The organism is Paludibacterium purpuratum (genome assembly GCF_004363805.1).
Classification (GTDB): Bacteria; Pseudomonadota; Gammaproteobacteria; order Burkholderiales; family Chromobacteriaceae; genus Paludibacterium; species Paludibacterium purpuratum.
The window spans coordinates 382568-409053 of sequence record NZ_SNZP01000002.1 but is presented as its reverse complement, the minus strand read 5'-3'; the positions used below and the strand labels follow the sequence as shown (position 1 = coordinate 409053).

General features: G+C 60.9%; 24 protein-coding genes and 2 rRNA genes. 16 read left to right on the top strand and 10 right to left on the bottom strand.

Annotated elements, in window-relative coordinates; all coding sequences use genetic code 11:
• The 6 genes from DFP86_RS04015 to DFP86_RS03990 all read left to right on the top strand — a co-directional run.
• Positions 1-86 (top strand): 23S ribosomal RNA (locus DFP86_RS04015); the annotation flags it as partial.
• A gap of 137 nt (positions 87-223) precedes the next feature.
• Positions 224-338, top strand: a 5S ribosomal RNA gene (gene rrf / locus DFP86_RS04010).
• A gap of 162 nt (positions 339-500) precedes the next feature.
• Positions 501-1925, top strand: a complete 1425-nt coding sequence (locus DFP86_RS04005) for a sensor histidine kinase (protein ID WP_166642142.1) — start codon at positions 501-503, stop codon at positions 1923-1925.
• Positions 1922-2425 (top strand): hypothetical protein, encoded by a 504-nt coding sequence (locus DFP86_RS04000; RefSeq protein ID WP_133678708.1) that lies wholly within the window; start codon positions 1922-1924, stop codon positions 2423-2425. The genes DFP86_RS04005 and DFP86_RS04000 overlap by 4 nt, the downstream gene beginning before the upstream one ends.
• Entirely contained in the window at positions 2422-3765 is a 1344-nt protein-coding gene (locus tag DFP86_RS03995) for a sigma 54-interacting transcriptional regulator (RefSeq protein WP_133678707.1), read from the top strand. The genes DFP86_RS04000 and DFP86_RS03995 overlap by 4 nt, the downstream gene beginning before the upstream one ends.
• Before the next feature lie 226 nt (positions 3766-3991).
• Positions 3992-4354, top strand: a complete 363-nt coding sequence (locus DFP86_RS03990) for a BON domain-containing protein (RefSeq protein WP_133678706.1) — start codon at positions 3992-3994, stop codon at positions 4352-4354.
• Between the two features lie 68 nt (positions 4355-4422).
• On the opposite strand, the gene DFP86_RS03985 is transcribed toward DFP86_RS03990, so the two are convergent.
• Complete coding sequence (locus DFP86_RS03985; protein ID WP_133678705.1) at positions 4423-4776, bottom strand: DsrE/DsrF/TusD sulfur relay family protein; 354 nt, start codon at positions 4774-4776, stop codon at positions 4423-4425.
• A gap of 298 nt (positions 4777-5074) precedes the next feature.
• On the opposite strand from DFP86_RS03985, the gene putA reads away from it, so the two are divergent.
• The 3 genes from putA to DFP86_RS03970 all read left to right on the top strand — a co-directional run bounded on the left by putA (position 5075) and on the right by DFP86_RS03970 (position 11383).
• Positions 5075-8689, top strand: coding sequence for a bifunctional proline dehydrogenase/L-glutamate gamma-semialdehyde dehydrogenase PutA (gene putA / locus DFP86_RS03980; protein ID WP_243729297.1), 3615 nt, complete (start codon positions 5075-5077; stop codon positions 8687-8689).
• A gap of 112 nt (positions 8690-8801) precedes the next feature.
• Positions 8802-10019: a branched-chain amino acid ABC transporter substrate-binding protein gene (locus DFP86_RS03975; protein ID WP_133678703.1), complete on the top strand. Its 1218-nt coding sequence runs from the start codon at positions 8802-8804 to the stop codon at positions 10017-10019.
• A gap of 206 nt (positions 10020-10225) precedes the next feature.
• Positions 10226-11383 carry an iron-containing alcohol dehydrogenase gene (locus tag DFP86_RS03970; protein ID WP_133678702.1) on the top strand — a complete coding sequence of 386 codons (1158 nt, stop codon included), beginning with the start codon at positions 10226-10228 and terminating at the stop codon, positions 11381-11383.
• Between the two features lie 44 nt (positions 11384-11427).
• Here DFP86_RS03970 and DFP86_RS03965 read toward each other — a convergent pair whose 3' ends face one another.
• Positions 11428-11562: a DUF3149 domain-containing protein gene (locus DFP86_RS03965; RefSeq protein ID WP_133678701.1), complete on the bottom strand. Its 135-nt coding sequence runs from the start codon at positions 11560-11562 to the stop codon at positions 11428-11430.
• Positions 11563-11801: 239 nt separating this feature from the next.
• Between DFP86_RS03965 and tehA the strand changes: the two genes are divergently transcribed.
• Positions 11802-12761 carry a dicarboxylate transporter/tellurite-resistance protein TehA gene (gene tehA, locus DFP86_RS03960; RefSeq protein WP_133678700.1) on the top strand — a complete coding sequence of 320 codons (960 nt, stop codon included), beginning with the start codon at positions 11802-11804 and terminating at the stop codon, positions 12759-12761.
• 8 nt (positions 12762-12769) lie between these two features.
• Here tehA and DFP86_RS03955 read toward each other — a convergent pair whose 3' ends face one another.
• The 3 genes from DFP86_RS03955 to fabI form a co-directional block, all read right to left on the bottom strand.
• On the bottom strand, positions 12770-13303 hold the full coding sequence (locus DFP86_RS03955) for an ester cyclase (RefSeq protein WP_133678699.1): 534 nt from the start codon (positions 13301-13303) through the stop codon (positions 12770-12772).
• A 177-nt stretch (positions 13304-13480) separates the two neighbouring features.
• Positions 13481-15118, bottom strand: coding sequence for a SulP family inorganic anion transporter (locus DFP86_RS03950; RefSeq protein ID WP_133678698.1), 1638 nt, complete (start codon positions 15116-15118; stop codon positions 13481-13483).
• 190 nt (positions 15119-15308) lie between these two features.
• Positions 15309-16097, bottom strand: coding sequence for an enoyl-ACP reductase FabI (gene fabI, locus DFP86_RS03945; RefSeq protein WP_133678697.1), 789 nt, complete (start codon positions 16095-16097; stop codon positions 15309-15311).
• 192 nt (positions 16098-16289) lie between these two features.
• On the opposite strand from fabI, the gene trxA reads away from it, so the two are divergent.
• The 4 genes from trxA to DFP86_RS03925 all read left to right on the top strand — a co-directional run bounded on the left by trxA (position 16290) and on the right by DFP86_RS03925 (position 19330).
• On the top strand, positions 16290-16616 hold the full coding sequence (trxA, locus tag DFP86_RS03940; RefSeq protein ID WP_133678696.1) for a thioredoxin TrxA: 327 nt from the start codon (positions 16290-16292) through the stop codon (positions 16614-16616).
• 118 nt (positions 16617-16734) lie between these two features.
• Entirely contained in the window at positions 16735-17991 is a 1257-nt protein-coding gene (gene rho / locus DFP86_RS03935; protein WP_133678695.1) for a transcription termination factor Rho, read from the top strand.
• A gap of 103 nt (positions 17992-18094) precedes the next feature.
• Positions 18095-18712: a trimeric intracellular cation channel family protein gene (locus tag DFP86_RS03930; RefSeq protein WP_133678694.1), complete on the top strand. Its 618-nt coding sequence runs from the start codon at positions 18095-18097 to the stop codon at positions 18710-18712.
• A 3-nt stretch (positions 18713-18715) separates the two neighbouring features.
• A complete protein-coding gene (locus tag DFP86_RS03925) occupies positions 18716-19330 on the top strand; it encodes a CoA pyrophosphatase (protein ID WP_133678693.1) in 615 nt (204 codons plus the stop codon).
• Positions 19331-19332: 2 nt separating this feature from the next.
• Here the strand turns inward: DFP86_RS03925 and DFP86_RS03920 are convergent, their stop codons facing one another.
• Together DFP86_RS03920 and nadC are read right to left on the bottom strand one after the other, a co-directional pair.
• A complete protein-coding gene (locus tag DFP86_RS03920; RefSeq protein WP_208108209.1) occupies positions 19333-21192 on the bottom strand; it encodes a sensor domain-containing diguanylate cyclase in 1860 nt (619 codons plus the stop codon).
• A 100-nt stretch (positions 21193-21292) separates the two neighbouring features.
• A complete protein-coding gene (gene nadC, locus DFP86_RS03915; protein ID WP_133678691.1) occupies positions 21293-22132 on the bottom strand; it encodes a carboxylating nicotinate-nucleotide diphosphorylase in 840 nt (279 codons plus the stop codon).
• Positions 22133-22243: 111 nt separating this feature from the next.
• On the opposite strand from nadC, the gene DFP86_RS03910 reads away from it, so the two are divergent.
• Together DFP86_RS03910 and DFP86_RS03905 are read left to right on the top strand one after the other, a co-directional pair.
• Positions 22244-22903: an energy-coupling factor ABC transporter permease gene (locus DFP86_RS03910; protein WP_133678690.1), complete on the top strand. Its 660-nt coding sequence runs from the start codon at positions 22244-22246 to the stop codon at positions 22901-22903.
• 20 nt (positions 22904-22923) lie between these two features.
• A complete protein-coding gene (locus tag DFP86_RS03905; protein WP_133678689.1) occupies positions 22924-23301 on the top strand; it encodes an MAPEG family protein in 378 nt (125 codons plus the stop codon).
• 86 nt (positions 23302-23387) lie between these two features.
• Here DFP86_RS03905 and DFP86_RS03900 read toward each other — a convergent pair whose 3' ends face one another.
• From DFP86_RS03900 to DFP86_RS03890, 3 genes are read right to left on the bottom strand one after another with little or no spacing between them, the layout of a single operon-like run.
• Positions 23388-23990 carry an HAD family hydrolase gene (locus DFP86_RS03900; RefSeq protein ID WP_166642140.1) on the bottom strand — a complete coding sequence of 201 codons (603 nt, stop codon included), beginning with the start codon at positions 23988-23990 and terminating at the stop codon, positions 23388-23390.
• A gap of 13 nt (positions 23991-24003) precedes the next feature.
• Positions 24004-25032 (bottom strand): UDP-N-acetylmuramate dehydrogenase, encoded by a 1029-nt coding sequence (gene murB / locus DFP86_RS03895; protein WP_133678687.1) that lies wholly within the window; start codon positions 25030-25032, stop codon positions 24004-24006.
• A complete protein-coding gene (locus DFP86_RS03890) occupies positions 25010-26434 on the bottom strand; it encodes an MATE family efflux transporter (protein WP_133678686.1) in 1425 nt (474 codons plus the stop codon). The genes murB and DFP86_RS03890 overlap by 23 nt, the downstream gene beginning before the upstream one ends.
• Positions 26435-26486: the final 52 nt, after the last annotated feature.

Below are 26486 nucleotides of genomic sequence, written 5' to 3'. Positions count from 1 at the left end.
CGAGACCAGGACGTTGATAGGTCGGGTGTGGAAGCGCTGTGAGGCGTGAAGCTAACCGATACTAATGGCTCGTGAGGCTTGATCCTATCATTTGAAGGGCTTTTACGTGCGAATGCGGTGCATTCGCTCAGTATCTGCAGCTGGCATTGCGAAGCGATGCTGGATGCAGGGCGCATACGATACACTACCGAATTCGGCTTCTACAGTTTGTAAACAGTTTATGTCTGGCGGCCATAGCGAGGTGGTCCCACGCCTTCCCATCCCGAACAGGACCGTGAAACGCCTTAGCGCCGATGATAGTGCGGCATTCGCCGTGTGAAAGTAGGACACTGCCAGACGCCTCTTGAGAAAAGCCCAGACCATTAGGTCTGGGCTTTTTGCTTTTTCGCTACCCGCCGCCGCGCCAATAACCACGGGCCTTACCAAGTTTTTACTGCCGCCTTGGCTTTTCTTTGCGTAAAATCCTGTCTTGAATGCGCTGGCGGCGCCTGAGGATCTGCATGTTCCGTTTACCCGTTTCCTTTCGTTCCCTGTTGGTTGGTGCCTTGTTGCTTGTGACGCTGTTGCCTTCTCTCGCACTGGTGCGTATGTGGTGGCGGCTCGATCAATTGGCGCAGGAAGCCGAAACCCGCATGAGCAATGTCGATCGTTGGCAGGAGGCATTGCGGGCGTTATCCGATCGCGAAGAGCATCTGGAACGCAGCATGCGCCAGTGGCTGTTGCTAAAGGATCCTGCTCTGTTGCAGTTGGCCCGGGGGTTCGCCGAAGAGACTCAGGGCCCCGCCGCCACGATGGCACAAATTGCCGAGCCGGCCATGGTTCGGTTGCTGCAGGATGACCGACGCCGGGTACAGCAGTTGATGCTCTGGACCGCCGGAGAGAGCGTGCCACGCTCGGAGCAGGTGGTGGCGCAGTTCGATGCGCTGGCCAGCGACCATGCCCAGATGGAGGGGGCGTTGCGTCGACAGGTGTTGCTCGAACGTCGGCAGTGGGCCGACAGCCTGCGGCAGCAACGGGTCGATGCCAACCGTATGGCGCTACTGTCGGTATTGCTGGCCGTGTTTTTGGCGCTATTGCTCGGTTATGTGCTGTTTGCGCCGTTGGGAAAGCTACGTGCCCGCATCGGCCGGCTGTCGCTGGGTGTACGCGGACAATCTTGGCAGGTGGCCGGCCCCAGTGACGTGCGTGACTTGGCTGACGCACTGGCGCGCCTGGATCAGCGGCTGGAGCAGCTGGAGTCGGAGAAAGCGAGTTTCTTCCGCCAGGTGTCGCACGAGCTGAAAACGCCGCTGGCGGCTATCAGCGAGGCTTCCGCCCTGTTGGCCGACGAGGTTGCCGGTACGCTCAACCAAGGGCAGCGAGAGATTGTCGCCATACAGCAAAGCAATGTGACGACGCTGCGCTCCAGGGTGGAAACATTGCTCAAGCATGATGTCGCCCGCTGGCTGGGGCAGCAGGTCGAGTTCAAGCCGTTTTCGCTGACGGCGTTGCTTGCTCGACGCGAACACGATTGGCTGGCCCTGATCGAGCGCCGGCAATTGCACATCGAGCGGACACTGGAGATCGATCAGGTGGTGGGGGATGAACACAAAGTCCAGACGATTCTCGACAATCTGCTGATCAATGCCATTCGCTTCTCGCCAATGGGCGGGGAGATCGCGCTGCACGCCCGGCGCGAGGATGGCCGCATCTTTATTCAGGTGGTCGACCAGGGGCCGGGCGTTAGTCCTGCCGAGGCCGGCCGCATTTTCGATCCCTTCTATACCGGCAAGCCTCCAGAAGGGGAGTCGGCGGGATCGGGTATTGGCCTAACCATGGCGCGCACCTTCGCCCAATTAATGGGCGGCGATGTCGCCCTGACTGCACGGACGGGCCCTGGCGCCTGTTTCGAACTGTGGTGGCCGGAAAGTGGAAAAACATCATGAAACTTGTTCGACGCCTGATCGGTGCCGGCGCCTTATCGGTGCTGTCGGGTTGTGCCCTACATGGCAACAACGCGCCGATGGTAAAAATGCCTGAGCTGTTTTGCCACAATGCCGAGTGGGCCTTGTCCGGGCTGCGCGATTCGCGCGTGGCGTTCAATAGCACCAAAGCCGTCTGCGCGGCCGACCGGCTGAAGTTGGCTGCCCAGATTCTGGCGTTTTCCGACAATAAATCTGAGCTCGCCCATGCGCGTAGCCTGGTCGACAGCGTACTAAACGGGACCGAGGTACAGCGCGATGTCGGCCTTGCCGGCCTGGCGACACTGCTGGATCGACAGCTTAACGAGCGCCGGCGGGCCGATGAACGCGCGGATAAACTGGGCGCCCAGATCCGCGATCAGCAGGCGCGTATCGACGATTTGAATGCCAAGATCGCCGCCCTGACGGCTCTGGAGCAGAGCATGGCGCTGAAATCGGTGCGAAAACGGAGTCCCGGGCAATGAGCGCGCGTATTTTGCTGGTCGATGACGATCCGGATCTGCTCAAGCTGGTAAGCATGCGCCTGTCAGCTTCCGGGCACCAAGTCGAAGCGGTGGCCAGCGCCGAGGCTGGGTTGAATGTATTGGCCGTGCATCGCGTCGACGTATTGGTGACCGACTGGCATTTGCCCGGTATGGATGGGCTGGCCTTGTTCGAGGAGGTGCGCCGCCGCTTTCCTTCCTTGCCTGTGATCATCCTGACCGCTTTCGGTACGGTGCCCGATGCCGTCGAGGCAGTCGGACGCGGTGTCTTCGGTTATCTGGTCAAGCCCGTCGACGGTCGCGACCTGTTGGCCAAGATCGAGCAGGCGATGGTGGCTTCGGGTGGGGCAGCGCCCGAAACGAGTGGGGAGGATTGGCAACAGGACGTGATTTCGCGCAGTCCGTTGATGGCCGAACTCTTGGCGCAGACCCGTATGGTGGCCGTGACCGATGCCAGTGTGCTGATTCGCGGCGAGAGCGGCAGCGGCAAGGAGGTGCTTGCGCGCGCACTGCATCGCTGTAGCCCGCGCAGCCAGGCGCCGTTCGTCGCTGTCAACTGCGGTGCCATTCCGGACAATCTGCTGGAGAGCGAATTGTTCGGCCATGAGAAGGGGGCCTTTACCGGGGCCTCAAGCCGGCACCAGGGGCTGGTGCTGGAGGCCGATGGCGGAACGCTGTTTCTCGATGAAATCGGCGACATGCCGCTAGCGCTACAGGTCAAGTTGTTGCGGTTGTTGCAGGATCGAGAAGTGCGCCCGGTGGGCGCTGCCCGCTCGCGGCCGGTCGACATCCGCGTTGTCTCCGCGACGCACCGCGATCTGGAGGCGCTGATGCGCGAAGGCCAGTTCCGCGAAGATCTGTTCTACCGTCTCAACGTTGTCACGCTGACGCTGCCGCCGCTGTCCGAACGGCGTGAGGATATCCCGCTGCTGGCGCAGTATTTCCTGACGCAGGTGGCGCAGCGTTACGGTCGGCAGCAGCCGGTTTTTGCGCCGGAGGCGCTGGAGTTTCTCGCTGCATCGCGTTGGCCGGGTAACATCCGCCAGTTGGCCAACGTGGTGGAGCAGTGCTGCGTACTATGTTCAGGCCCGGTGGTCACCTTGGCGCAGGTGCAAAAATCGGTCAGCGAGGAGGCGGTGGCCATTCCCTCGCTGGCGGAATTCCGTCGCCAGACCGAGCGCGACTATCTTGAGCGCCTGCTGCGCTTGACTGGCGGCAATGTGGCCGATGCCGCACGTCTGGCCGATCGCAATCGGACCGAATTTTATCGCCTGCTGCAGCGGCACGAGCTGGACGCCGCCAACTTCAAAGAACGCAACTGACCGTTGCGCATGCCATTCAACCCCTTGTCGCCGTGAGGTGACAGGGGGTTTTCTTTATAAATCATATGGATAGCGATGTTTGGCTGGTATTTGTCGCTATTAGGCGACAAATCCGACATTTCAATCAGACATATCTTATATAAGTTGCTGATTTTGATGGAGGTATATGGGCTGGCACGCTTGTTGCGTATAGGAAGGCAAGAAAACCCGTATTGGGAGGATCATCATGCGTCGGATGTCTTTACTGCTCGTGGGCTTGCTCGTGCCGGTCGTTGTCTGCGGCGCGGGTATGACCCAATTGCAAGCGGTCGAGTGGTACGCCGCGGACGCTTCTGCCGTACTGGCTCAGCCCATTTCCTTGCCCACCGTGTCGGCTGCCGACGATACGCTGGCGCGACAAGTAACCGATGCCATCTCCGGCATCATCGCCAGCGGCGCCGCCGAAGTCGATGTCGTGGCACATAACGGACAGATCATTCTGCGTGGCGAAGCCGCCAGCGAGCAGGTCGAAAATCAACTTTTGGATACAGCGAGTGCCGTTTACGGCGTAAAGGAGGTGAAATCGGAAATTAAATTATCTGCCAGCTAAATGCCTGTGTTTTGAGTTTGATCTCTACCTTTGGCCTGCCCCACTCCCGGCAGGCCTTTTTTTTGCTGTCAGAAGCTCAGCACCTTGTCCGCCGCCAATGTCAGTGCCGCCAGCTCCGGCATGGTGCCGATGCCGACATGGGGGATCAGTTTCCGCTCGTCGATGCCGCGTGCGGTGGCGCAGGTGCGGCATACCTTGACCGAAGCGCCTTGGGCCAGTAACTCCTGCAGCATTTCTTCAAGCGTTGCACCGTTGGCTACCTCCTGTCCGCTCAAGGCCGTCACCACTGCATCGGACAACAGGAATAAGTCAAGTTGCGGTTTGTCCTTGCTCTCGGTCAGTGCCAGTGCCAAGCGTAGTGCCGACAAAGTACGTTCGCTGCCGTAAGGGCTGGCATTCAGCATGAAAACGATCTTTTGCATTATCAATCCCTCCAAAAAAACGATCTTGCAATGCGGCACAGGATTGCGCAAGCCGCGCAATGGCGAATCGGGTTGGCAACATTTTTTCCCGATACCACAGTGTCTCGGCGAGTGGGTTGTTTTCCTTGGTAAATTCCATGGAATATTTTATATTGTCCGACAAAGAATATTTACTTGGTATATTATGATAAGTTTGAAGCTGCAAACTATAGATCAATAAGCACGCGCATCGCGCGCCAGTGGCGCGCCCAGGTGCCGGTCCATGTCGACCGCAACGTGTCAGTACAGGGGAGACCATATGCCATTCCAGCCTTTTGCCCATTCCCAATCGGCGTTACGCAACGCCATCACAGAAGCTTATCGTGTCGACGAAGCACAGTGCGTGGCACGCTTGCTGACCCAGGCGGCCATGACGCGCGAGCAGGTATTCGCCTCGCAGCGGCTGGCTCGGCGCCTGGTGACCGAGGTACGTGCTAAGCGCACCAAGGCCAGTGGCGTCGATGCGCTGATGCATGAATTCTCCTTGTCCAGCCTGGAAGGCGTTGCGTTGATGTGTCTGGCCGAGGCGCTGCTGCGTATTCCGGACAAGGACACCGCCGACCGGCTGATCCGCGACAAGATCGGTCGCGGCGACTGGCGTGCGCACCTGGGCAACAGTGCCTCGTTGTTCGTCAACGCGGCGGCCTGGGGGTTGCTGGTGACCGGTAAACTGGTTTCCTCGTACAGCGAACAAGGGTTGTCCGCCGCGGTGACCCGTTTGGCGGCCAAAGGCGGCGAACCGTTGATACGCAAAGGCGTCGATTTGGCCATGCGTATGCTCGGCCGACAATTCGTCACCGGCGAGACGATCGAGGAAGCGCTGGAAAATGGCCGCGAGCGCGAAGCGCGCGGCTATCGCTTCAGTTACGACATGCTCGGCGAGGCGGCCATGACCGCCGAGGATGCCGAACGCTACTACCGCGATTACCAACAGGCTATCCATGCCATCGGTCGGGCTGCCGCCTCCCGTGGCGTGTACGAAGGTCCGGGCATCTCGGTCAAGTTGTCGGCCATCCACCCACGCTATGCGCGTGCCCAGCATCATCGGGTGATGAGCGAGTTGTTGCCGCGGCTCAAGGCACTGTTCCTGTTGGCCAAGCAGTACGACATTGGCTTGAACATCGATGCGGAAGAGGCGGACCGGCTGGAAATCTCGCTTGATCTGATCGATGCCCTGGCGCGCGATCCCGATCTCGCCGGCTTCAAGGGGATCGGCATCGTGGTGCAGGCCTACCAGAAGCGTTGCCCATTCGTCATCGATTACCTGATCGAGCTGGCGCGGGAAACCGGTCATCGCTTCATGGTGCGGCTGGTCAAGGGCGCCTACTGGGATGCCGAAATCAAGCGCGCCCAGGTCGACGGCCTGGACGGTTATCCGGTCTATACCCGCAAAGTTCACACCGACGTCTCCTACTTGGCCTGTGCCAAGAAGTTGTTGGCGGCGCAAGACGCCATCTTCCCGCAGTTCGCCACCCATAACGCTTACACCTTGTCGGCGGTCTTCACGCTGGCTTCCGGCCTGGACTACGAGTTCCAATGTCTGCACGGCATGGGCGAGACCCTGTACGACCAGGTGGTCGGCAGTCATAACATGGGTCGCAGTTGTCGCATTTACGCGCCGGTCGGCTCGCACCAGACCCTGCTGGCCTACTTGGTCCGTCGTCTGCTGGAAAATGGCGCCAACAGTTCCTTCGTCAACCGCATCGTCGACGAGTCGGTGTCCATTGAGGATCTGGTGACCGATCCGTGCGAGCAAACGGTATCGGAGGGGGGGCTGCCGCATGGCAAGATTCCTCTGCCGGCAGCGCTTTACGGTACCGAACGACGTAATTCCGCCGGGCTCGACTTATCGAACGAGTTGGTGCTGGCCGACCTGCAGCAAGGGCTGCAGGAAAGCGAGCGGCGTGTCTGGGATGCCTGTCCGTTGCTGGCCGATGGCGAGTACCGCGGCGGCGCGACACGTGGCGTGCCGAATCCGGCCAATCTAAATGAATGTGTCGGCACCGTGGTCGATGCCAGTGCGGAGGAAGCAAAGCGCGCGGTCGGCTTCGCCGACGAGTCGGCTGCCAGCTGGGCCGCGACCCCGGCGGCAGAGCGTGCCGCCTGCTTGTTGCGTGCCGCCGACTTATTGGAAGTCCACCGTGTCGATTTGATGGGGCTCGCCGTGCGCGAGGCCGGCAAAACGCTCGGCAATGCTATCGCCGAAGTACGCGAGGCGGTGGATTTTCTGCGCTATTACGCCTTGCAAGCCAGTCGTGAGTTGGACGGCAAAGCCCCGCTTGGCCCGGTTGTGTGTATCAGCCCCTGGAATTTCCCTTTGGCGATCTTCCTCGGCGAAGTCGGTGCCGCCTTGGCCGCCGGCAATACCGTGCTGGCCAAACCGGCCGAGCAAACCAGCTTGATCGCCGCCGCGGCCGTGCGCTTGTTGCACGAAGCCGGTGTGCCGCGTGCCGTGTTGCAGCTCCTGCCAGGCCGGGGCGAGGTGGTCGGTGCCGCGTTGGTCGAAGACCCGCGCGTGCGCGGCGTGATCTTCACCGGCTCGACGGAAGTGGCGCAATTGATCAACCGTTCGTTGGCCGATCGCGGAGGCGATGTGGCTTTGGTGGCGGAGACCGGTGGCCAGAACGCTATGGTGGTCGATAGCACCGCGCTGCCGGAGCAGGTGGTGGCCGATGTGTTGGCATCGGCCTTCGACTCTGCAGGCCAACGGTGTTCCGCGCTGCGTGTGTTGTATTTGCAGCACGATGTGGCAGACAAAATTCTGGCCATGATTCGCGGTGCCATGGACGAACTGGTGGTGGGCGATCCGGCTCGGCTCGCCACCGACGTCGGCCCGGTGATCGATCAGGAGGCGCGCGCAGGCCTCTTGGCGCACATCGAACGCATGCGCGGCGAGGCGCGCGCCGTCCACCAGGGGCCGTTGCCGGCCGACGCGGGCAATGGCCATTTCGTCGCGCCGACGCTGATCGAGCTCGACTCTCTGACGCAACTCACGCGTGAAGTTTTCGGCCCCGTGCTGCATGTGCGCCGTTTCGCCGCCGACCAACTCGATCAGGTGCTGGCCGAAGTCAATCGCTCTGGCTACGGCCTGACGCACGGCGTGCATAGCCGTATCGACGAGACCATCCAAGTGGTGGCCGACAGCGTCAAGGCGGGCAATGTCTACGTCAATCGCAATATCGTCGGTGCCGTGGTCGGGGTGCAGCCGTTCGGCGGCGAGGGCAAATCCGGCACCGGTCCCAAGGCCGGCGGGCCGTTCTATCTGTATCGGTTGACTCGCGCCGCTTGGCGCCCGGCGCTGGATCTGGTTCACCGCGACGCCCGCCTGCCTGGCTTGGTGGCGCTGTCCGGCGCCATGTCGCACTGGGGCTTGTCCGAGGGCGAGTTGGCACGGGTGCGCGAACAAGTCACCTGCGCCCGTGTGGCCAGTCCGTTGTTGGCTCAAGTGGATTTGCCGGGACCGACCGGCGAGAAGAACTCGCTGCGCTTCGCGCCGCGTGGCGTGGTGGCTTGCCTGGCACCGGAGCGCGGCGAGCTGTTGCGTCAGATGATCGCGGCACTCGCTTGCGATAACCGTGTATTGCTACCGCATAGTCCGGAAAACGATCAGCTGTGCGCGTTGATGCCCGGTTGGGTCGATACCGACGACATGCCGCTGTCGGTGCCAGCCTTGGATGCGGTGTTGTTTGCCGGGCCGGCCAGCGTCGCCGACTCCGCACGCCGCACTTTGGCCGGCCGCGACGGCGCCATCGTGCCGCTGATCGAGGCCGGTGCGGATGGCTACGAATGGCATCGCCTAGTGGTGGAACGTGCCTTGTGCATCAATACCACTGCGGCGGGCGGCAATGCCAGCTTAATGAGTATGGAAGCGTAGTAGTTGCTATTGGCGTAGGTCATTGAAATAATGGGCTACTCCTTGGCGACCTGGGGGAAACCGTACGCTCTCGAAAGCCGTGCGGATCAAAACATAACGAGAAGGACGAACGATGCAAGCTAGCAAACTGACTGCAGTCTCCCTTGCCGTGGCAGTGGCGCTGACCATGAGCGCCTGCGGTAAGAAAGACGATACCGCCGCCGACCAGGCCGGTGCTTCCGGTGCAGCCGCCGATGGGGGCTCCGCCGTGGTGAAACTGGGCTTCGTGGCGCCGTTGACCGGCCCGCAGGCTCACTACGGCGCCGAGTATAAGAACGGCGTTACCCTGGCGATCGAAGATGCCAATGCCAGCCACCCGACGCTAGGCGGCAAGCCGGTCAAGTTCGAGTTGGAGTCCATGGATGACCAGGCCGACCCGAAGACCGCCACCGAAGTGGCGCAGAAGTTGATCGACGAAAAAGTCAGCGGCGTGATCGGCCACTTCAACTCCGGCACCTCGATCCCTGCGTCCAAGCTGTATTCCGATGCCGGTATTCCGCAAATCGCCATGGCCACCGCGCCGGCTTTCACCTCGCAAGGCTTCAAGACGACCTTCCGTTCGATGACCTCCGACACGCAGCAAGGCAGCGTGATGGGTGAATATGTGGTCAAGAAGCTCGGCGCCAAGAACATCGCCATCATTGACGACCGTACCGCCTACGGCCAGGGCCTGGCCGATGAATTCTCCAAGGCGGTCGAAGGCGCCGGCGGCAAGGTGATCAAGCGTGAGTACACCACCGACAAGTCCACCGACTTCGCCGCGATCCTGACGGCGATCAAGGGCATGCATCCGGATATCGTCTACTACGGCGGCGCGGATGCGCAGTCGGCGCCGATGGCCAAGCAGATGAAGCGCTTGGGCCTCAACGCGCCGCTGGTATCGGGCGAAATGACCAAGACTCCGGACTTCCTCAAGGTCGCCGGCAAGGAGGCCGAGGGCACGCTGGCCTCGCTGGCGGGATTGCCGCTGGAGCAGATGCCCAAGGGTAAGGATTATGCTTCCCGCTACCAAGCGCGCTTCAAGGAAGACGTGGCCACCTACTCGCCGTATGGCTACGATGCGACCCGCGTGATGATCGCCGCCATGCAGAAGGCCGATTCTGCCGATCCGGCCAAGTACTTGCCGGTGCTGGCCTCGATCGACTACACCGATGCCGTCACCACGCCGCATCTGGGCTACGACAGCAAGGGCGATCTGAAGATCGGCGGTATTACCGTGTACAAGGTGGTCGGCGGTAAGTGGACCGTGCTGGAGAGCGTCGGCGGCGCTGCGGCTTCGGCGGCCAAGTAACTCTTCGATTCGACGAATCCCCGGTGCAATGCGCCGGGGTTTTCTTTTGACGGGCGCAATGGGGCTCCGTCGTTGCCAGCTTGGCGGCGAATTAAACGCGTCATGTAGACGACCGGTCTAATTGTGGCGTATCATTTGTCCAACCTCGTGGTTTCCGTTTGCCTGCGGTCGCAGGGCGATCCGGAGCCGTTCCTGCTGGAGTCTTTATGCTCAACTTTACCTACTACAACCCGACGCGCATCGTGTTCGGGCGCGATACCATTGGCCAACTGTCCTCGCTGGTGCCGGCCGACGCTCGGGTGCTGGTGCTCTATGGCGGCGCAAGTGCCGAAAAGACCGGCACGCTCGCCGAGGTGCGTTCCGCACTGTCGCGCCATACTTTCATGGAGTTCGGTGGCATCGAGCCCAATCCGCACGTCGAAACGCTGCTGCAAGCCGTGAATAAAGTGCGCGAGCATCGCTTGGATTTCCTGCTGGCGGTCGGTGGCGGTTCGGTCATCGATGGCGGCAAGTTTATCGCGGCCGCGGCCTGTCATGACGGCGATGCCCTGGAGATTCTGCGCACGCGGGGGGCCGCCGTGACGCAGGCATTGCCGCTCGGCGCGGTACTGACGCTGGCCGCCACCGGTTCTGAAATGAATTGCAGCGGCGTGGTGACCCATGTCGCCAGCCAATCCAAGCTGCCGTTCCGCCACCCGCTATTGTTCCCACGCTTTTCTATTCTCGATCCGCAGAAAACCTATACCGTGCCCGAGCGCCAGGTCGCCAACGGCGTGGTCGATGCGTTCGTGCACGTTGCCGAGCAGTATCTGACCGTGGCGGATGCCGCGCTGGCGCAAGAGCGTTTTGCCGAAGGGCTAATGCAGTCCTTGATCGAATTGGGGCCGCAGGTGCAGGACAAGCCGCGCGATTATGATGTGCGCGCCAATTTGATGTGGGTTGCCACCATGGCGCTCAACGGCGTCGTCGGTGCCGGCGTAACGCACGATTGGTCGACGCACATGATCGGCCACGAGCTGACCGTGCTGTACGGCATCGACCATGCGCGAACCTTGGCGCTGGTGTTGCCGGCCAGTCTGATGCTTCGACGTGCCGGCAAGCGCGCCAAGCTGTTGCAGTATGCCGAGCGCGTTTGGCAGCTGCGCGAGGGGGATGAGGAGGCTCGTATCGAGCAGGCCATCGAACTGACGCGCGATTTCTTCGAGCGCATGGGGCTGCCGACACGCCTTTCGGCCTATGGCTTGGGCGATGAGGCGATCGATGCCGTCGTCGCTCAGCTGCAGGCGCATGGTATGACACAGCTTGGGGAGCGCGGTGAAGTCGTTCCGGCCTTGGTGCGGCAGATTTTGCAAGCCGCGCGTTGAGGCGGCGCGAGCCGGCCAGGGGGTTGCCTTGGCCGGTGCCGGGTTTATTTCGGATCCGGCGCCTTGGATTTGCGGATGAAGAGGACGGCACAAACGGCGACCACCACGGCTGCGACCACGATAGTGATCAAACTCAGAATGCCAACATCGTCAGACAGAAGTTGCTGAATTAGCGACATTTTTATCTCCCCATTGTCATTTTTTGTTGAGACGATATTCGTATGGCATGGCCATGTCGATACAATAGCCATGCTACTAGTATGGCTATTTGATGCATGTCAACAGTGGTTGAAGGGGCCGAACGTATCGCTCATCTGCATGAGTTCGTTCTCGGCCGTGGCCTGTCTGTGTAGTTCGACCGGAGCATGGCGCTGCGGCCGACGATCTGCTAGCCTGCGCCCTCATCTTTGGGGGCTGTATGAAACGGGTTCTTTCCACTTCAATTTCCGCATCGTATTTCGGCATGGTGCTGGGATTGTCCGGCCTCGGTCAGGCGTGGCGCATTGCCGCCAAACTCTGGCAACTGCCGCCGGCGATCGGCGAAAGCGTGCTGTTGTTGGCGGGGGGGATCTGGGCAGGGCTGCTGCTGGGCTATCTGGGCCAAGCGTGGCGCCGGCCCGATATCGCCCGGCGCGAGTTTGCGCATCCAGTGCAGGGTAGTACGCCGGCACTATTGGGGGTATCGACACTGCTGGTGTCGTTGGCGGTGTTGCCTTACTCGCGAGGATTGGCTTGGATGCTGGCCGCCGCTGGACTCGCTTGGCACCTGGTCTTTGCGTTGTGGCACACCGGGTTGTCATGGCAGGGCGGCCGCGAGGCGACGGATACCACGCCCAGCCTGTACTTGCCGACCGTGGCCGGTAATTTTACCAGCGCGGCCGCGCTGGGTGGTTTGGGGTGTGCCGACTGGGGGTGGCTGTTTCTCGGTGCCGGCGTGTTTTCCTGGTTGGCGATCGAGTCGCTGATCATTCAGCGCCTGTGGCGTCCGGGCGGTATGCAAGCGGCTCAACGCCCGCTGATCGGCATCCAATTCGCACCCCCGGTGGTTTGCGCCATGGCCTGGCTAATGCTGGCGCCGGGTTCGACCGACCATTGGCTGTTGATGCTATGGGGCTACGGGCTGTTCCAGCTGCTGCTTGGCGTGCGCCTGCGCAACTGGCTCGGCGAGCAGCCATTCGCCGCTTCCTACTGGGCTTATACCTTCGGCGTGGCGGCCACCACGGTGTGCGGCCTCAAGCTAGCCGCCGCCGGCGTGACGTCAGCGCGTGTGTTGGCGTTGCCGGTGTTCGTCGGCGCCAATCTTTTTATCGGTTGGCTGCTGATACGTACCCTGGCGCGCACTATGCGGATATGGCGCGCGCCGACCCGCGCGCGATAGCATGTCGCTCAGGATTTGATCAGGCCGAGTTGCCGCAGCAGCGTCAGGTTGTCTTCCAGGTGCCAGTTCTCGGCGATGCGGCCATTTTCGACCCGGTAAAGGTCGAATGCCTGGAAGTCCACCGGCTGGCCGTGGCCGGCCACGTTGCCCATTTTGCCGGTGAAGTGACCGCGGAAGTGCAGATGCACGCTGATGCGGTCGCCGGCGACCACCAGATCTTCGACCTCGGCGCGAAGATCGGGTACGGCTTGGCGGAAGTTTTTCGAGGCCTGCAACGGGCCGGCTAGTCCTTGCGGGCGGCCTTCCGGTAGGGTGCGGTCGATAAAATCGTCGGCCAGTGCCTGCCGGGCATCGCGCTCTTCGCCGCTATTCCAAAACGCGGCATAACGTAACGCAGCCTGGATGACCGGCTGGGCGGCGGCGACATCGCTGCCGGCCGCCAGATGTTTGGGTACCGGCAAGGGCGCTGCCTGCGCCAGGCCAAGAAGCGCCAAGGTCAAGAGCGGCACACGGCGGGGAAGGGTAATGGCTAACGTTGCCATGATCGAGTAGTCCTTTGCTTGGTGAACGGGTAGTCATCTTGTCAGCAAGCGATTTGTTTGATAATCGATCTTGGTTTTGAATAATCTTCTTGTCGTTTTTTAAAATGGCCGGGGCGGCAAAAAACGCAAGGCCCGAATACGGTTCGGGCCTTGTCGGGGGATGGGTGCGACGGCGGGCTATCGGCTGTTTTGCACCAAGGCGCCGGCCAGGCTGGTGTGCATGTTGCCAGCACCAACCAAGTCCACAATGCCGGCTTTCTCCAGTTTGGAGGCCACCCGGTCGTTCGCTTCGGTCAACATGACCTCGACCTTGCGTGCCTGCAGATCCTGGATGGCCTCTTCGAGCGCCTGGATGCCGGTGATGTCGATGAAGGGTACCCAGCGCAACCGGATGATCAGTTTGCGCGGGTCGGTGTGCGTGCTGGCCAGCGAACGTTCCAGGTTTTCGATCGCGCCGAAGAAGAACGGCCCTTCGATGGTGAAAACCAGCACGTCCTTCGGCAATGACGTCTGGCCGATTTCCGCCAGTTCGTGCGCCAAATCATCCTCTGTGGCTTGTCTGACCTCGACGTTCGCCGCCATCCGACGCATGAAATGCAAGATGGCAAGAATCACGCCGATGTTCACCGCGATCACCAAGTCGGTGAAAACGGTCAAGCCAAACGTCACTAACAGGATGGCCACGTCGGCGCGGGGCGCGCGCTTGACCATCTGGATGAAGTGGCGGGCCTCGCTCATGTTCCAGCAGACCACGAACAAAATGGCGGCCAGAACGGCCAGCGGCACATTCACGGCCAACGGCGCGAGCAGCAACAGTACCAGCACCAGCGTCAGCGAATGGATGATGCCGGACATCGGGCTGGTGCCGCCATTGCGGATATTGGTCGCGGTGCGCGCCACGGCGCCTGTGGCCGCGAAGCCGCCGAAGATGGGCGCGGCGATATTGGCAATGCCTTGGCCGATCAATTCCTTGTTTGAGTCATGTTTGGTTCCGGCCATGCCGTCCGCGACGACGGCGGAAAGCAGCGACTCGATCGCGCCCAGCATCGCGATGGTAAAGGCGGGGCCGACCAGTTCGACGATGTGGCCGACGTTCAAGTCAGGCAGTTGCAGCGAAGGGAGTCGCTGCGGAATGCCGCCGAATGCGGTGCCGATGGTCTTGACCCCTTGGAAGTGGAAGTAGCCTTCCAGCACGCTTGCGACCACCAGGGCGACCAATGGGCCAGGTAGTTTTTTGAGCCCGGGGATGCGCGAGGTGAAGACGACCAGCAGTAGCGACAGGATCGATAACGCAGTTGTCGTGGGGTGCAACTGCGGTAGGGTTTCGAGTAGATGCCAGAGCTTGGTGTGGAAATGTTGGCCGCTCACCGCCGGTAGCCCGAAGAAATCCTGCCACTGCCCGACCCAGATGATCACGGCGATCCCCGCCGTGAAGCCGACGATGACCGGATCGGGGATGAATTTGATGACCGATCCCATGCGCGTCACGCCAAACAGGATCAAGATGATGCCCGCCATCAGCGTCGCGGTCTGCAGCCCCGAAATACCATACTTCGCCGTGATGCCCGACAGAATGACGATAAAAGCGCCGGTCGGGCCCGCGATCTGCAGCCGGCTACCGCCGAAAAGCGAAACGCAGATCCCGGCGATAATCGAGGTGTAGATGCCTTGTTCGGGTTTTGCGCCGGAAGCGATGGCAAAAGCCATGGCCAACGGCAATGCCACCACGCCGACGATCAGGCCGGCGATGAGGTTGGGAAGCCAATGATTCTTCTTGAGAAGACCTGAGCGATATGCGTCGACAATTGCAATCATGATGCTATTCAAGATTTATGGAGAGTTGAATTGTACGCCGTTCGGCCGTCAGTCGCGAATCGGTGCTATTGGCATAAAGGCTGTGAGGCAACGCTGGGTGGGGCTGAAATCGAAAAAAGCCCGCAATTGAACCTGCGGGCTTTCTTGTGTTGTCGACCGTTCGACGAACATCGGCGCGGTGGCTTGCCGATCAGTCTTCGTGCACGTTGAGTGCATTAACGCTGTAGCCGGCATCGACGTAAGTGATTTCGCCGGTGATGCCCGACGCCAGGTCGGACAGCAGGAAGGCTGCTGCGTTGCCGACTTCCTCGGTGGTGACGTTACGGCGCAACGACGACTCTTGCGCAACGTGGTTGAGCAGCTTGGAGAAGTCGCGGATACCCGAGGCGGCGAGCGTCTTGATCGGGCCGGCGGAAATGCCGTTGACGCGGATGCCGTCGCGGCCGAGCGCACTGGCCATGAAGCGCACGCCGGCTTCCAGACTGGCCTTGGCCAGACCCATCACATTGTAGTTCGGGATAGCGCGAACGGCGCCCAGATAGGTCAGGGTCAACAACGCGCCCTTGCGGCCTTGCATCATGGGGCGCGCAGCCTTGGCCAGCGCCGGGAAGCTGTACGACGACACGTCGTGCGCCACTTGGAATGCTTCGCGCGACAGCGCGTCGAGGAAGTCGCCGTTGAGCGCTTCGCGCGGGGCGAAGGCGATAGCGTGTACCAGACCGTCCAGGCCGTCCCAATCTTTCTTTAGGTCGACGAACAGTTGTTCGATCTCGGCGTCGTTTTGCACGTCGCAGCGGTAGACGTTCGTGCAGCCGAACTCCGCAGCCATGTTGCGCACGCGCTCTTCGAGCTTATCGACGACGTAGGTGAAGGCCAGTTCGGCGCCTTCGCGATGACAGGCCTGGGCAATGCCATAGGCGATGGACCGGTCGGAGATCATGCCGGTGATCAGAATTTTTTTTCCTTGCAGGAAACCCATCGTCATTCCTTCTAGCTGAACATAGCGTGCCATTATACCCAAGCTCGGCGCGAAGGGCAGGGGCGAAGTTGTCCGACAGTGGAAAATCTTTCCGGTTTTGTCTGTGTAACCCCGCTGTCGCCAGGGTTGCTCCCGCTGGGCTGGCTTGCTACCATTTCGTCATCGAGCTTAATAATTTTAAGAGAGCAAGCCATGAGCGACCTGATTCTGCATGTGACCGACAATTCCTTTGAGCAAGATGTCCTGAAAGCCGACCTGCCGGTGCTGGTCGATTATTGGGCTGAATGGTGCGGTCCGTGCAAGATGATTGCGCCGATCCTGGAGGATGTGGCCAAGGAGTACGATGGCCGCCTGAGAGTGGTCAAGCTCAATATCGACCAAAACGAACAGACTCCGCCGAAATACGGCATCCGCGGCATCCCGACGCTGATGCTGTTCAAGGACGGCAACGTGGTGGCGACCAAGGTCGGTGCGCTGGCCAAGGGACAATTGACGGCTTTTGTTGACAGCCACATTTAAAGTGTTTATTCTCGGCTGAATTCTTTAAGCGGGCGGCGGAAGTCGCCCGTGTCGTATCTGCTTCCACACCCAAAAAACACTCCTCTCGCCAATCGTATTCGAGTCGAAACCGGCAGCTATGCATTTATCTGATCTGAAACATCTCCCTGTTACCCAGCTCGTCGAAATGGCTATTGCCAACGAAATCGACGGTGCCAATCGGCTGCGCAAACAAGACCTGATCTTCGCGCTTTTGAAAAACCAAGCTAAAAAAGGCGAAAGCATCTACGGCGAAGGCACGTTGGAAGTGCTGCCGGACGGTTTTGGCTTCCTACGTAGCCCCGATACCTCGTATTTGGCCGGCCCCGACGACATCTACGTCAGCCCGAGTCAGATCCGGCGTTTCAATCTGCACACCGGCGATTCGATCGAAGGCGAAATTCGCACGCCGAAAGACGGCGAGCGCTACTTTGCGCTGGTCAAGGTCGACAAGGTCAACCACGACGCCCCGGAAAATTCCAAGCACAAGATCCTGTTCGAAAACCTGACGCCGCTGTTCCCGACCGAGCCGCTGCATCTGGAACGCGACATCCGTGCCGAGGAAAACATCACCGGCCGCGTCATCGATTTGATTGCGCCGATCGGCAAGGGCCAGCGCGGTTTGCTGGTGGCGCCGCCGAAGTCGGGCAAGACCGTGATGCTGCAGCATATCGCGCACGCCATCACCTCCAATCATCCGGAAGTCGAGCTGATCGTGCTGTTGATCGACGAGCGTCCGGAAGAAGTGACCGAAATGCAACGTTCGGTACGTGGCGAAGTGGTCTCGTCGACCTTCGACGAGCCGGCTACCCGTCACGTGCAGGTCGCCGAAATGGTGATCGAGAAGGCCAAGCGCCTGGTCGAGCACAAGAAGGATGTGGTGATTCTGCTCGACTCTATCACCCGTCTGGCGCGCGCCTACAACACCGTGGTGCCGGCCTCCGGCAAGGTGCTGACCGGCGGTGTCGATGCCAACGCCTTGCAACGCCCGAAACGCTTCTTTGGTGCCGCGCGTAACATCGAGGAGGGCGGTTCGTTGACCATTATCGCCACCGCGCTGATCGATACCGGTTCGCGCATGGACGACGTGATCTACGAAGAGTTCAAGGGCACCGGCAACATGGAAATCCACCTGGATCGCCGTATGGCGGAAAAGCGGATTTTCCCGGCGCTGAACATCAACCGTTCCGGTACGCGTCGCGAGGAACTGTTGATTCCGCAGGAAAACCTGCAGCGCATCTGGGTGTTGCGCAAGTTGCTATACCCGATGGACGATCTGGAGGCGATGGAGTTCTTGCAAGACAAGATCCGCGCAACCAAGTCCAACCTGGCCTTCTTCGACTCGATGCGTCGTTGAGACAGATCGGCATGACTTTCCAACGCCAGGTTTCGACCTGGCGTTTTTCATACTGTTGTTCAGCTCAAAATAAAACATGGATATAGCAAGTCGTTTGAATTTGATGGAATGGATTTCGGCGATCGGCACCGTGGCGTTCGCCTTTTCCGGCTATTTGGTGGGTGTGAAAAAGCGTCTGGATCTGTTGGGGATCCTGATCGTGGCGCTCTTGACCGGTATCGGCGGCGGGATCATGCGCGATGTTTTGGTTCACCGCGTGCCGTTGGTGTTCTACGATTATACCAACGTCGTGATCATTTCTATCACGCTATTGATATCGTGGCTGGCCGGCTTGCATAAACTTGAAAGCCAGACATTTTACCGTGCCTTCATCGCCGCCGATTCGCTCGGCCTGATCGCCTTCAGTATTACCGGTGCCCAGGTCGGCCTGATGTATGACCTCAATGCCTTTGGTGTGGTGTTGCTCGGATTTATTACCGCTGTCGGCGGCGGGGTGGTGCGCGACATGATGGTCAACGACATCCCGTTCATCCTGCACGAGGATTTTTACGGAACCGTATCGATCCTGGTGGCCGGTGGGCTGTACGTGTTGGACCAGTTGGTGTATGTCAACTATCTGAGTTTGCAATTGCTCTTTGCCATCGGCCTGGCGATTAGGTTGATCGGCCATTGGGGCGATATGACCCTGCCGAAGATCGGGGTGAGTGGAGACAAGGAATAATCCATGTTGCCGAGTGACGGAACGGCCGCGTCCGACTGGATCGCGGATCGGTTGGCACACGGGCCGGACGACCGTTGGCGCGAGGCGATGCCGCCGCGCCTGGTCTTCGATCAGGTGTGTCCAGCCGCAGTACTGATTGGTCTGGTATGGCGATCAGAAGGCCCGACCGTGCTGTTGACTCGGCGCAGCGATAACCTGCCGACCCATCCGGGGCAGGTCAGTTTCCCCGGCGGTAAGCAGGAGGCGAAAGACAGCAGTCCGATCGATACCGCATTGCGCGAGGCGGAGGAGGAGATCGGCCTGGATCGCGGGTTGGTGCGGGTGCTCGGCACCTTGCCGCGTTTCGTCACCATCACCCGTTTCTCGGTCGTGCCGGTGGTAGGCTTCCTGGAGGCACCTGCCGAGCTGACTCCCCATCCTGGAGAGGTGGCCGAGATCTTCGAGGTGCCATTGGCGCAGGTGCTGCGCACGGACTTGTATCAACGCCATGCTTTTGAGCATGACGGGATACATGGCTACACCTTGTCGCTTAGCTGGCAACAGCACTTCATCTGGGGTGCCACGGCCGCCATGTTGCGCCTGCTGGCGCTGACGCTCTCCGAGCCGCCAGGCGACTGACTTCAATGCACCGCTTCGTCGCTGAGTAAGCGATTGCAGCCCCGTTGCCGGGCTAGGTTCATCAAGGCTTCTGCTCGCTTGGTGATTTCGTCCGCCGTGTCTCCCAAACGCCAGCAAGTGATTCCGCCGCTGAATGTGACGTTCTGCTCGGCGAACGGGAAGATGGTCGATGCGATCTTGGTACGAATGCGTTCCATGACCTGGTGCGCATAGTCCAGTGACGTATTGGTAAAAATCACCACGAACTCTTCCCCGGCGATACGTGCGCAAATATCGGTGGAGCGGGTGCTGTCTAGCAGCGTGTTGGCGACCGCGATCAAAACGTTGTCGCCCGCCAACCGCCCATAACGTTCATTGAAGGCTCGAAAGTGATCGATGTCGAAGTAGGCAAGCGACAGCGGCAGGCCATAGCGGCGGCAGCGGTGAATTTCGATGCTCAGTCCGGTCTCCATCGCCTTGCGGTTGGCGAGCCGGGTCAGCATATCGGTACGCTCCATGGTGTCCAATCGCTGCCGGCAGTCGGCCAGACTGCGGCTCAGGTCATAGTATTCCGAACGGTCGGCCAGGGTGATCATCCATAGCATCCGGCCATCGACATGCATCGGGTGCATGCCGACCCGCATCCAGAGCCGTGTCTGCGTGTCGCGCTCTATCTCGACGTCCTGTTCCTGTACCAAGTGTCCTTGGCGCAACCATTCGACGATCGGTCGGATGTGGAAGCGTGGCGAAGGACTACCGGGGTCGGTGTCGTTCCAGCTGCCATCCGGATTGCCAAGCTCCATCATGATGCGCGCCGGCGGATTGGCGAAATGGATGCGCTCGCTGTCGGCATCCACCAGTACGATGCCGAGCGGTAGCTCGTTGAGCATATTGCGCCAGCGTAGTTCGCTGTTATGGAGGGATTCGCTGCATTGGAGCAGTAGCTCGCGGGTCTGCAGTTGGTTCAACTGTTCTCTGGTGACTCTGCGCAGCAAAATCGCCAATAGTAGCCACGCCAGCGTGTAGCAGGTCAGTTGCCAGAAGAAATCGGTGCGATCCGAGCGGCGGTCCTGTCCCACCGAGACGATCAACGGGTAATTGTCCAATTCTCGCTCGCTATACAGCCGAGCAATCCGATCCCGTGCCGAAACGGCGTGATAAATCTGCTGTTTGTCCTCCTGCAGTACGACCTGGCGCGCATCGTCCGCCGATTGCGTTGAGGCCGGTCGAGCGGTGTCCGTCGGCCAGAATGCGGCCAAGTGCCGATGACGGTCGAGGATCAGGATCTCGCCGTTGTCGCCGGTGGCGATGTTGGCGAACAGCGGTTGTAAGGTATTTTGCGACAGCTGCGCCACCACCATGCCGACAACCATATGCTGAGCGTCGTAGAGGCGGGTGGCGTGCAGGATCGCACTGTTCCCTTCATCGGTGGCGGTGAAGAAAGTATCGCTGCGCCGCCCCTCGCCGCGCATCCAGGCGCAGAGCGAGACGGGCAATTTGGTGCCGTTGGTGGTGGGACTGCCGAGCACGGTGTTGCAGTGCAAATCCACAATGCGGATTTGCGCTAGATAGGCGATATGTTCGATGCTGCTGCCGAGGGTGTGTCGCAACCAATCGTGGTCGCGCTGCGTCAGCGGCTGGCCGATCAGATGGTTGCCGACTTGCGGGCTGTCGCTGAGAGTGTCGAACACCAAGTCGATTTCGCGCAGAGCGTCGTTGAGTTGGTTGGCCAAGTACTGGCTGGCTGTGGCGATGCGCTGCTCGGCATCCAGCTCGCGGTGGCTTTGGTCGCGAACCAGATCGAAGGCCAGTAGTGCGAGAAAGGCCATCAGGAACGCGACGCTCACCAGTTTTATCGAGAAAGCGCCCCGTCGTGTCCGCATGCCGCCCATGTCCATGGTATGCCACTCATTTGAAATCAGCTATTTCAGTTTATACCATGCAATTGGATTGGCACGCGGGCAACGGTATATGACGTTAGGCTTATTGAAAGCGCATCGACAGATCGATGGCGTGTATATCCTTGGTCAGTTTGCCGACGGAGATGCGATCGACGCCGGTTTCGGCGATAGCGCGTAGCGAAGCCAGCTCGACACCGCCCGATGCTTCCAGTTCGGCACGGCCGGCAGCGAGCGCAACCGCTTGGCGCATGGCTTGGTGATCCATATTGTCGAGCAGCACTAGCCGTGCGCCGGCCTCCAGCGCTTCGCGCAATTGTTCGAGGGTTTCGACTTCGATCTGCAATGTGACGTGTGCCGGCGCCAGGCAACGCGCGGCCTCCAGCGCCGCCGCAACGCCGCCGGCTGCCATGATGTGGTTTTCCTTGATCAGAATGCCATCGAATAGGCCGATGCGTTGGTTGTCGCCGCCGCCTACCGTGACCGCGTACTTCTGTGCCAGGCGCAGGCCGGGTAGCGTCTTGCGCGTATCCAGAATGCGGGCGCGTGTTCCGATTACCGCATCGACGTACTGTCGGGTCTGGGTGGCGACGGCCGACAGCATTTGCAGGAAGTTCAGGCCGGTGCGTTCTCCGGTCAGTAGCGCGCGTGCCGGCCCGTCGAGTCGGCACAGCGTCTGGCCGGGGGCGATCTGCTCGCCCTCTTGCGCCGACCAGGCGATTCTCACCTCGGCATCCACCTGGCGAAAACATTCGTCGAACCAGTCCTTGCCACACAATACCGCCGCTTCGCGCGCGATCACTGTGGCGACGCCTTGCTTGTCAGCGGGGATCAACTGCGCAGTCCAGTCGGCGGCGCCGATGTCCTCTGCCAGCGCACGGCTGACGTCCTGGGCGATCAGATGCGAGGGGGGCGGGGTGGTCATAGCTTGTCCTGACAGGCAAAAGCGTTATTGTACCCAATGCGCGGGGCCGGTGGACACGCAGCATCCGGGAAATCGGTTATCATCGGAATATACGTTTGTCATGGTGGGCCAATGAACCTCGCGGCGAGTCTTTTTCCTCTGCCTTTCCTGTTGGTGTTGGATGCGGTTGCACTGGCGGTGTTGGGATGCTTGGCACGGCGTGTTGCTTGGCGGCGGTTGGATGGCGGCCAGTTCAATGCCTGGCTCGGCGCCTGCGTGATGGTGCTGGTGCTGTGGACACTGAAATACGATGCACGCCCCGGGCTGACTTACCACTTGCTGGGCATGACGGTGCTGACGTTGATGATGGGGCCGGTGCTGGCATCGCTCGCCGCCGCCGTGGTGGTTGCCGTGGCTTGTTTTAGCGCTGGAGGCGATGTTTGGGCATTCGGGCTCGATTGGCTGGCTCGCGGGCAGTTGCCCATCTGGCTGACCTGGTTCGCGTTGCGGTTGACCCAACGGCGCTTGCCGACCAATTACTTCGTTTACCTGTTCCTTAACGTCTTCTTGACCGGCGGCCTGGGCATGGCATTGGCCGGCAGTGCGGTTGTCGTACTGCTGGGCGTTTTTGGTATCTACAGCTGGGATGTTTTGTTGCAAGACGCGTTGCCGTATTACCTGCTGCTGGCCTGGTCGGAGGCTTTTCTTTCCGGCCTGATGATGGCGGTGCTGATCGTCTACAAGCCACACTGGGTGGCCAGTTTCGACGATGCGCGCTATTTGAACGATTGAAACTCGAAGGAGATCGCCCCATGCCTTTTGCTTTGTGGAGCATTCTGATTGCCGCTTTCCTGCCCCTGGTCTGGACCATGGTCGCCAAGGCCGGCGCCCCTTATGACAATAGCCGGCCGCGCGAGGTGTTGGCGCATGCCAGCGGCTACCGGCAGCGCGCCAACTGGGCGCAGCAAAATGCCTGGGAGGCTTTTGCACCCTATGCCGCCGCGGTAATCGTGGCGTTCGTCATGAAGGTGCCGCCGACGAAGCTCGATACCGCGGCCTGGGTGTTTCTGCTGGCGCGCGTGGCGCACGGCTTGTGCTATGTGCGAAATCTGGCGACGGCGCGTTCGTTGAGCTGGATGATCGGCATGGGCTGCGTGGTGTATCTATTCGTGGCCGCCGGCATGGCGTGAGCTAGGTGGATCGGTAGGAGCGGCTTTCGCCGCGATTCGTCGGCGCCGGATATTCGCGGCTAAAGCCACTCCTACGGGAATATGTTCTAAAGCGCGCCGATCGTCCGTAGCGCGTCCTCGACCTGCGTCAGTCCGATGGTATGGAACGCTTGCCAGCCGATGGCGCGCGCCGGTTCGATGCATTCGATGTTGTCGTCGAAGAAGGCGATGCGTTGCGGCGCCACACCCAGCTTCTCGGTGACGTAGCGGTAGATTTCGGCGTCCGGCTTCTTCATGTGGAGTTCGTGCGAGGCGAATACCTCGTCGAAGTATTGCCCTAGTGCCAGCTCGCTGGCAATGCGACCGAAGTGGGCGGCGTTGTTGTTGGTCAGCGTCGCCAGCCGGTAGCGTCCTTTCAATTGGTCGAGTAGCGCATGGGTGCCGGGAAAGACGCCCTTGACCCAGCCCAGATAGGCCTCGATAAAGGCTTCGCGCGTGAAGTCGAGGCCGAGTTCGGCAATGGCGCCGTCGGCAAAGTCTTCGAGGGTGCATTGTCCTAAATCCTGTCGCCCTACCCATGGCGAGGTCAGCCAGAATTGACGTGCCGTCTCGCGGTCGATGCGGCCGCCGGTATGTTCGACCAAGGGGGTGGTGCCGTCCCACTCCACCAGCACACCGCCCAGATCGAACAGCAATACCTCGACTTGCATGGAAAATCTCCCGTTAGATGATGACCGGTTCCGGGGCGAGCCGGACGCCGAAGCGGCGCTCGACCTCATCCTGGATCGCCTGTGCCAGCGCGCGGATTTCGCGACCGCTGGCGGAACCGTGATTGACCAGCACCAATGCCTGGCGTTCATGCACGCCGGCGTCGCCCTGGCGAAATCCCTTGAAGCCCGATTGCTCGATCAGCCAGCCGGCGGCCAGCTTGCACTGGCCATTGCCTGCCGGATAGCGCGGTAGCGCCGGATAGCGTGCCGCCAGCGCATCCGCGTCGGCCTGTGGAACCACCGGGTTCTTGAAGAAGCTGCCGGCATTGCCGAGCTTGCGCGGGTCGGGCAGCTTGGCCGAGCGGATATTCACGACCGCTTGGCTAACGTCCAGCGGCGTTGGCGCGGGCCAGCTGGGCATGGACTGTAGCTCGCGCTCGATATCGCCGTAGCCGGTCTTGAGGGACGGCGTGCGCGACAAACGAAAACGTACCGCGCAGACCAGGTAGCGCTGCCCGCCTTCGTGCTTGAACAGGCTGTCGCGATAGCCGAAGGCGCAGTCGGCGTTCGACAGCGACACCAGGCGGCCGCTATCGGCCAAGTCGGCGCAGATCACCTCGCAGAGCGTATCCTTGACCTCGACCCCGTAGGCGCCGATGTTTTGCACTGGACAGGCGCCGACCGAGCCAGGGATCAGACTCAGATTTTCCAAGCCGAACCAGCCTTGCGCCAGGGTGTATTGCACCCACTGGTGCCAGTTTTCGCCGGCGGCGGCCTCGACCACGACCGAATCGCCTTGATCGGCGATCAGCCGGCGGCCGGAAAGCGCCACCTGCACGACCAGGCCGGGGTGGTCGCGGGTGAATAGCAGGTTGCTGCCGCCGCCTAGCCACAAGACCGGCCCTTGCCGATAGGGCTCGCTATCCAATAGCGCCGGTAGGTCGTCCTGGTGCTCCAAGCGGCAGAAATGGGCGGCACGAGCATCCAGGCCGAAGGTGTTGAGGGTTTTTAGCGGGGCGTTATCGAGGAACGTCAGGCTCACGCGAGGGACTCCAGGCAGAAAGGGCGGCTAGTTGCAGACGGCTTTGCCGCGCCAGGTAGATGATCAGCAAAACGGCGGCGGCGGACAGACTGATGACCAGTGCCGCCCAAAAACCGTAGACGCCCATTGGGCGCGGGGTCAGCCAGTGCGTTAGACCCAGTGTGATGCCCAGGCCCAGCCCGACCCCCCAGAAGGCGGTGACGTGGATGGCCATCGGCACCCGGGTCAGCTTGTAGCCGCGCAACGCACCGGAGGCGATGGTTTGCGTCGAGTCGGTCAGCTGGTAGACGGCGGCGAACAACAACAGCGTGGCGCCCATGTCGATCAGGCGCGGGTCGTCGGTGTATAGACGGACGATGTCGTCGCGCCACAGGAAAATCGTCAGCATGATCAACAGTGCGCAGGCCAGGCCGAGCGCCAGACCGACGCCGGTGATGCGCCGTGCGCCGCGCGCATCGCCGGCGCCGATGCGTTGGCCGACCAGAACCGTCAAGGCGCTGCTGATACTTTGCGGCACCATATAGATGATGCTGGAGAAGTTCATCGCCGCCTGGTGGCTGGCCACGGTCACGGTGCCGAGCGGCGCGATCAGCAGTGCGATGAAAGCGAACAGGCTGATCTCGACGAAGAACGACAGGCCGATGGGCAAGCCCAAATGCAGAAACTCGCCGAATGCCCGCCAATTGGGCGGGTCGATCCGGCGAGTCAGTCCGTAGGGACGGAAATGGCGATTGCCGGCAACGTAGCTAAACAACGCGATGGCGTTGAACCAGAACGCCGCGGCCGTCGCCCAGCCGCAGCCGGCGCCGCCCATGCGCGGCATGCCGAACAGGCCGTGAATCAGGATGTAATTGAGCGGGATATTGAGCAGCAGGGCGGCGATGCTCATATACATGATCGGTCGCGGGCGGTTGAGGCTCGCGGCATAGGCATGCAGCGCCCTGTGCACCATCGCCGCCGGCATGGCCAGTGCCGTGCCGGTGATGAATAGCATGGTCTTGTCTTCGACCGCGACCGGCAGATGCAGGACAGGGCGTAACAGTGGCTGGATCGCCAGCATCAGCGCCATGCCGAATAAGCCGGTGAACAGCCCGAACCACAACCCCTGGCGGCCGGTCTCGCCCAAGCGGTCGGACTGGCCGGCGCCCAACATATGCGACAGGATCGGATTGAGGGCGGTCACCAGCCCCATCAGGGTCACGTAGCAGGTCAAGAAGATGCTGGAACCGATCGATACCGCCGCCAGATCGTCGGTGCTGACGTGGCCCGACATGACGGCATCGACGAAACCGGTCGCAACCTGCGCCGTCTGAGCGATCATCATCGGCAGCGCCAGATGGACGATCTGGCGCGACTCGCCGAGGAGGCGGCCGGATGAGGTGCGGTTCAGTTCGAAGAGCATGGCGCGGGAAACCGGGAGAAAGCGTGATTATACCCGAGGCGGGCAGGCCGGG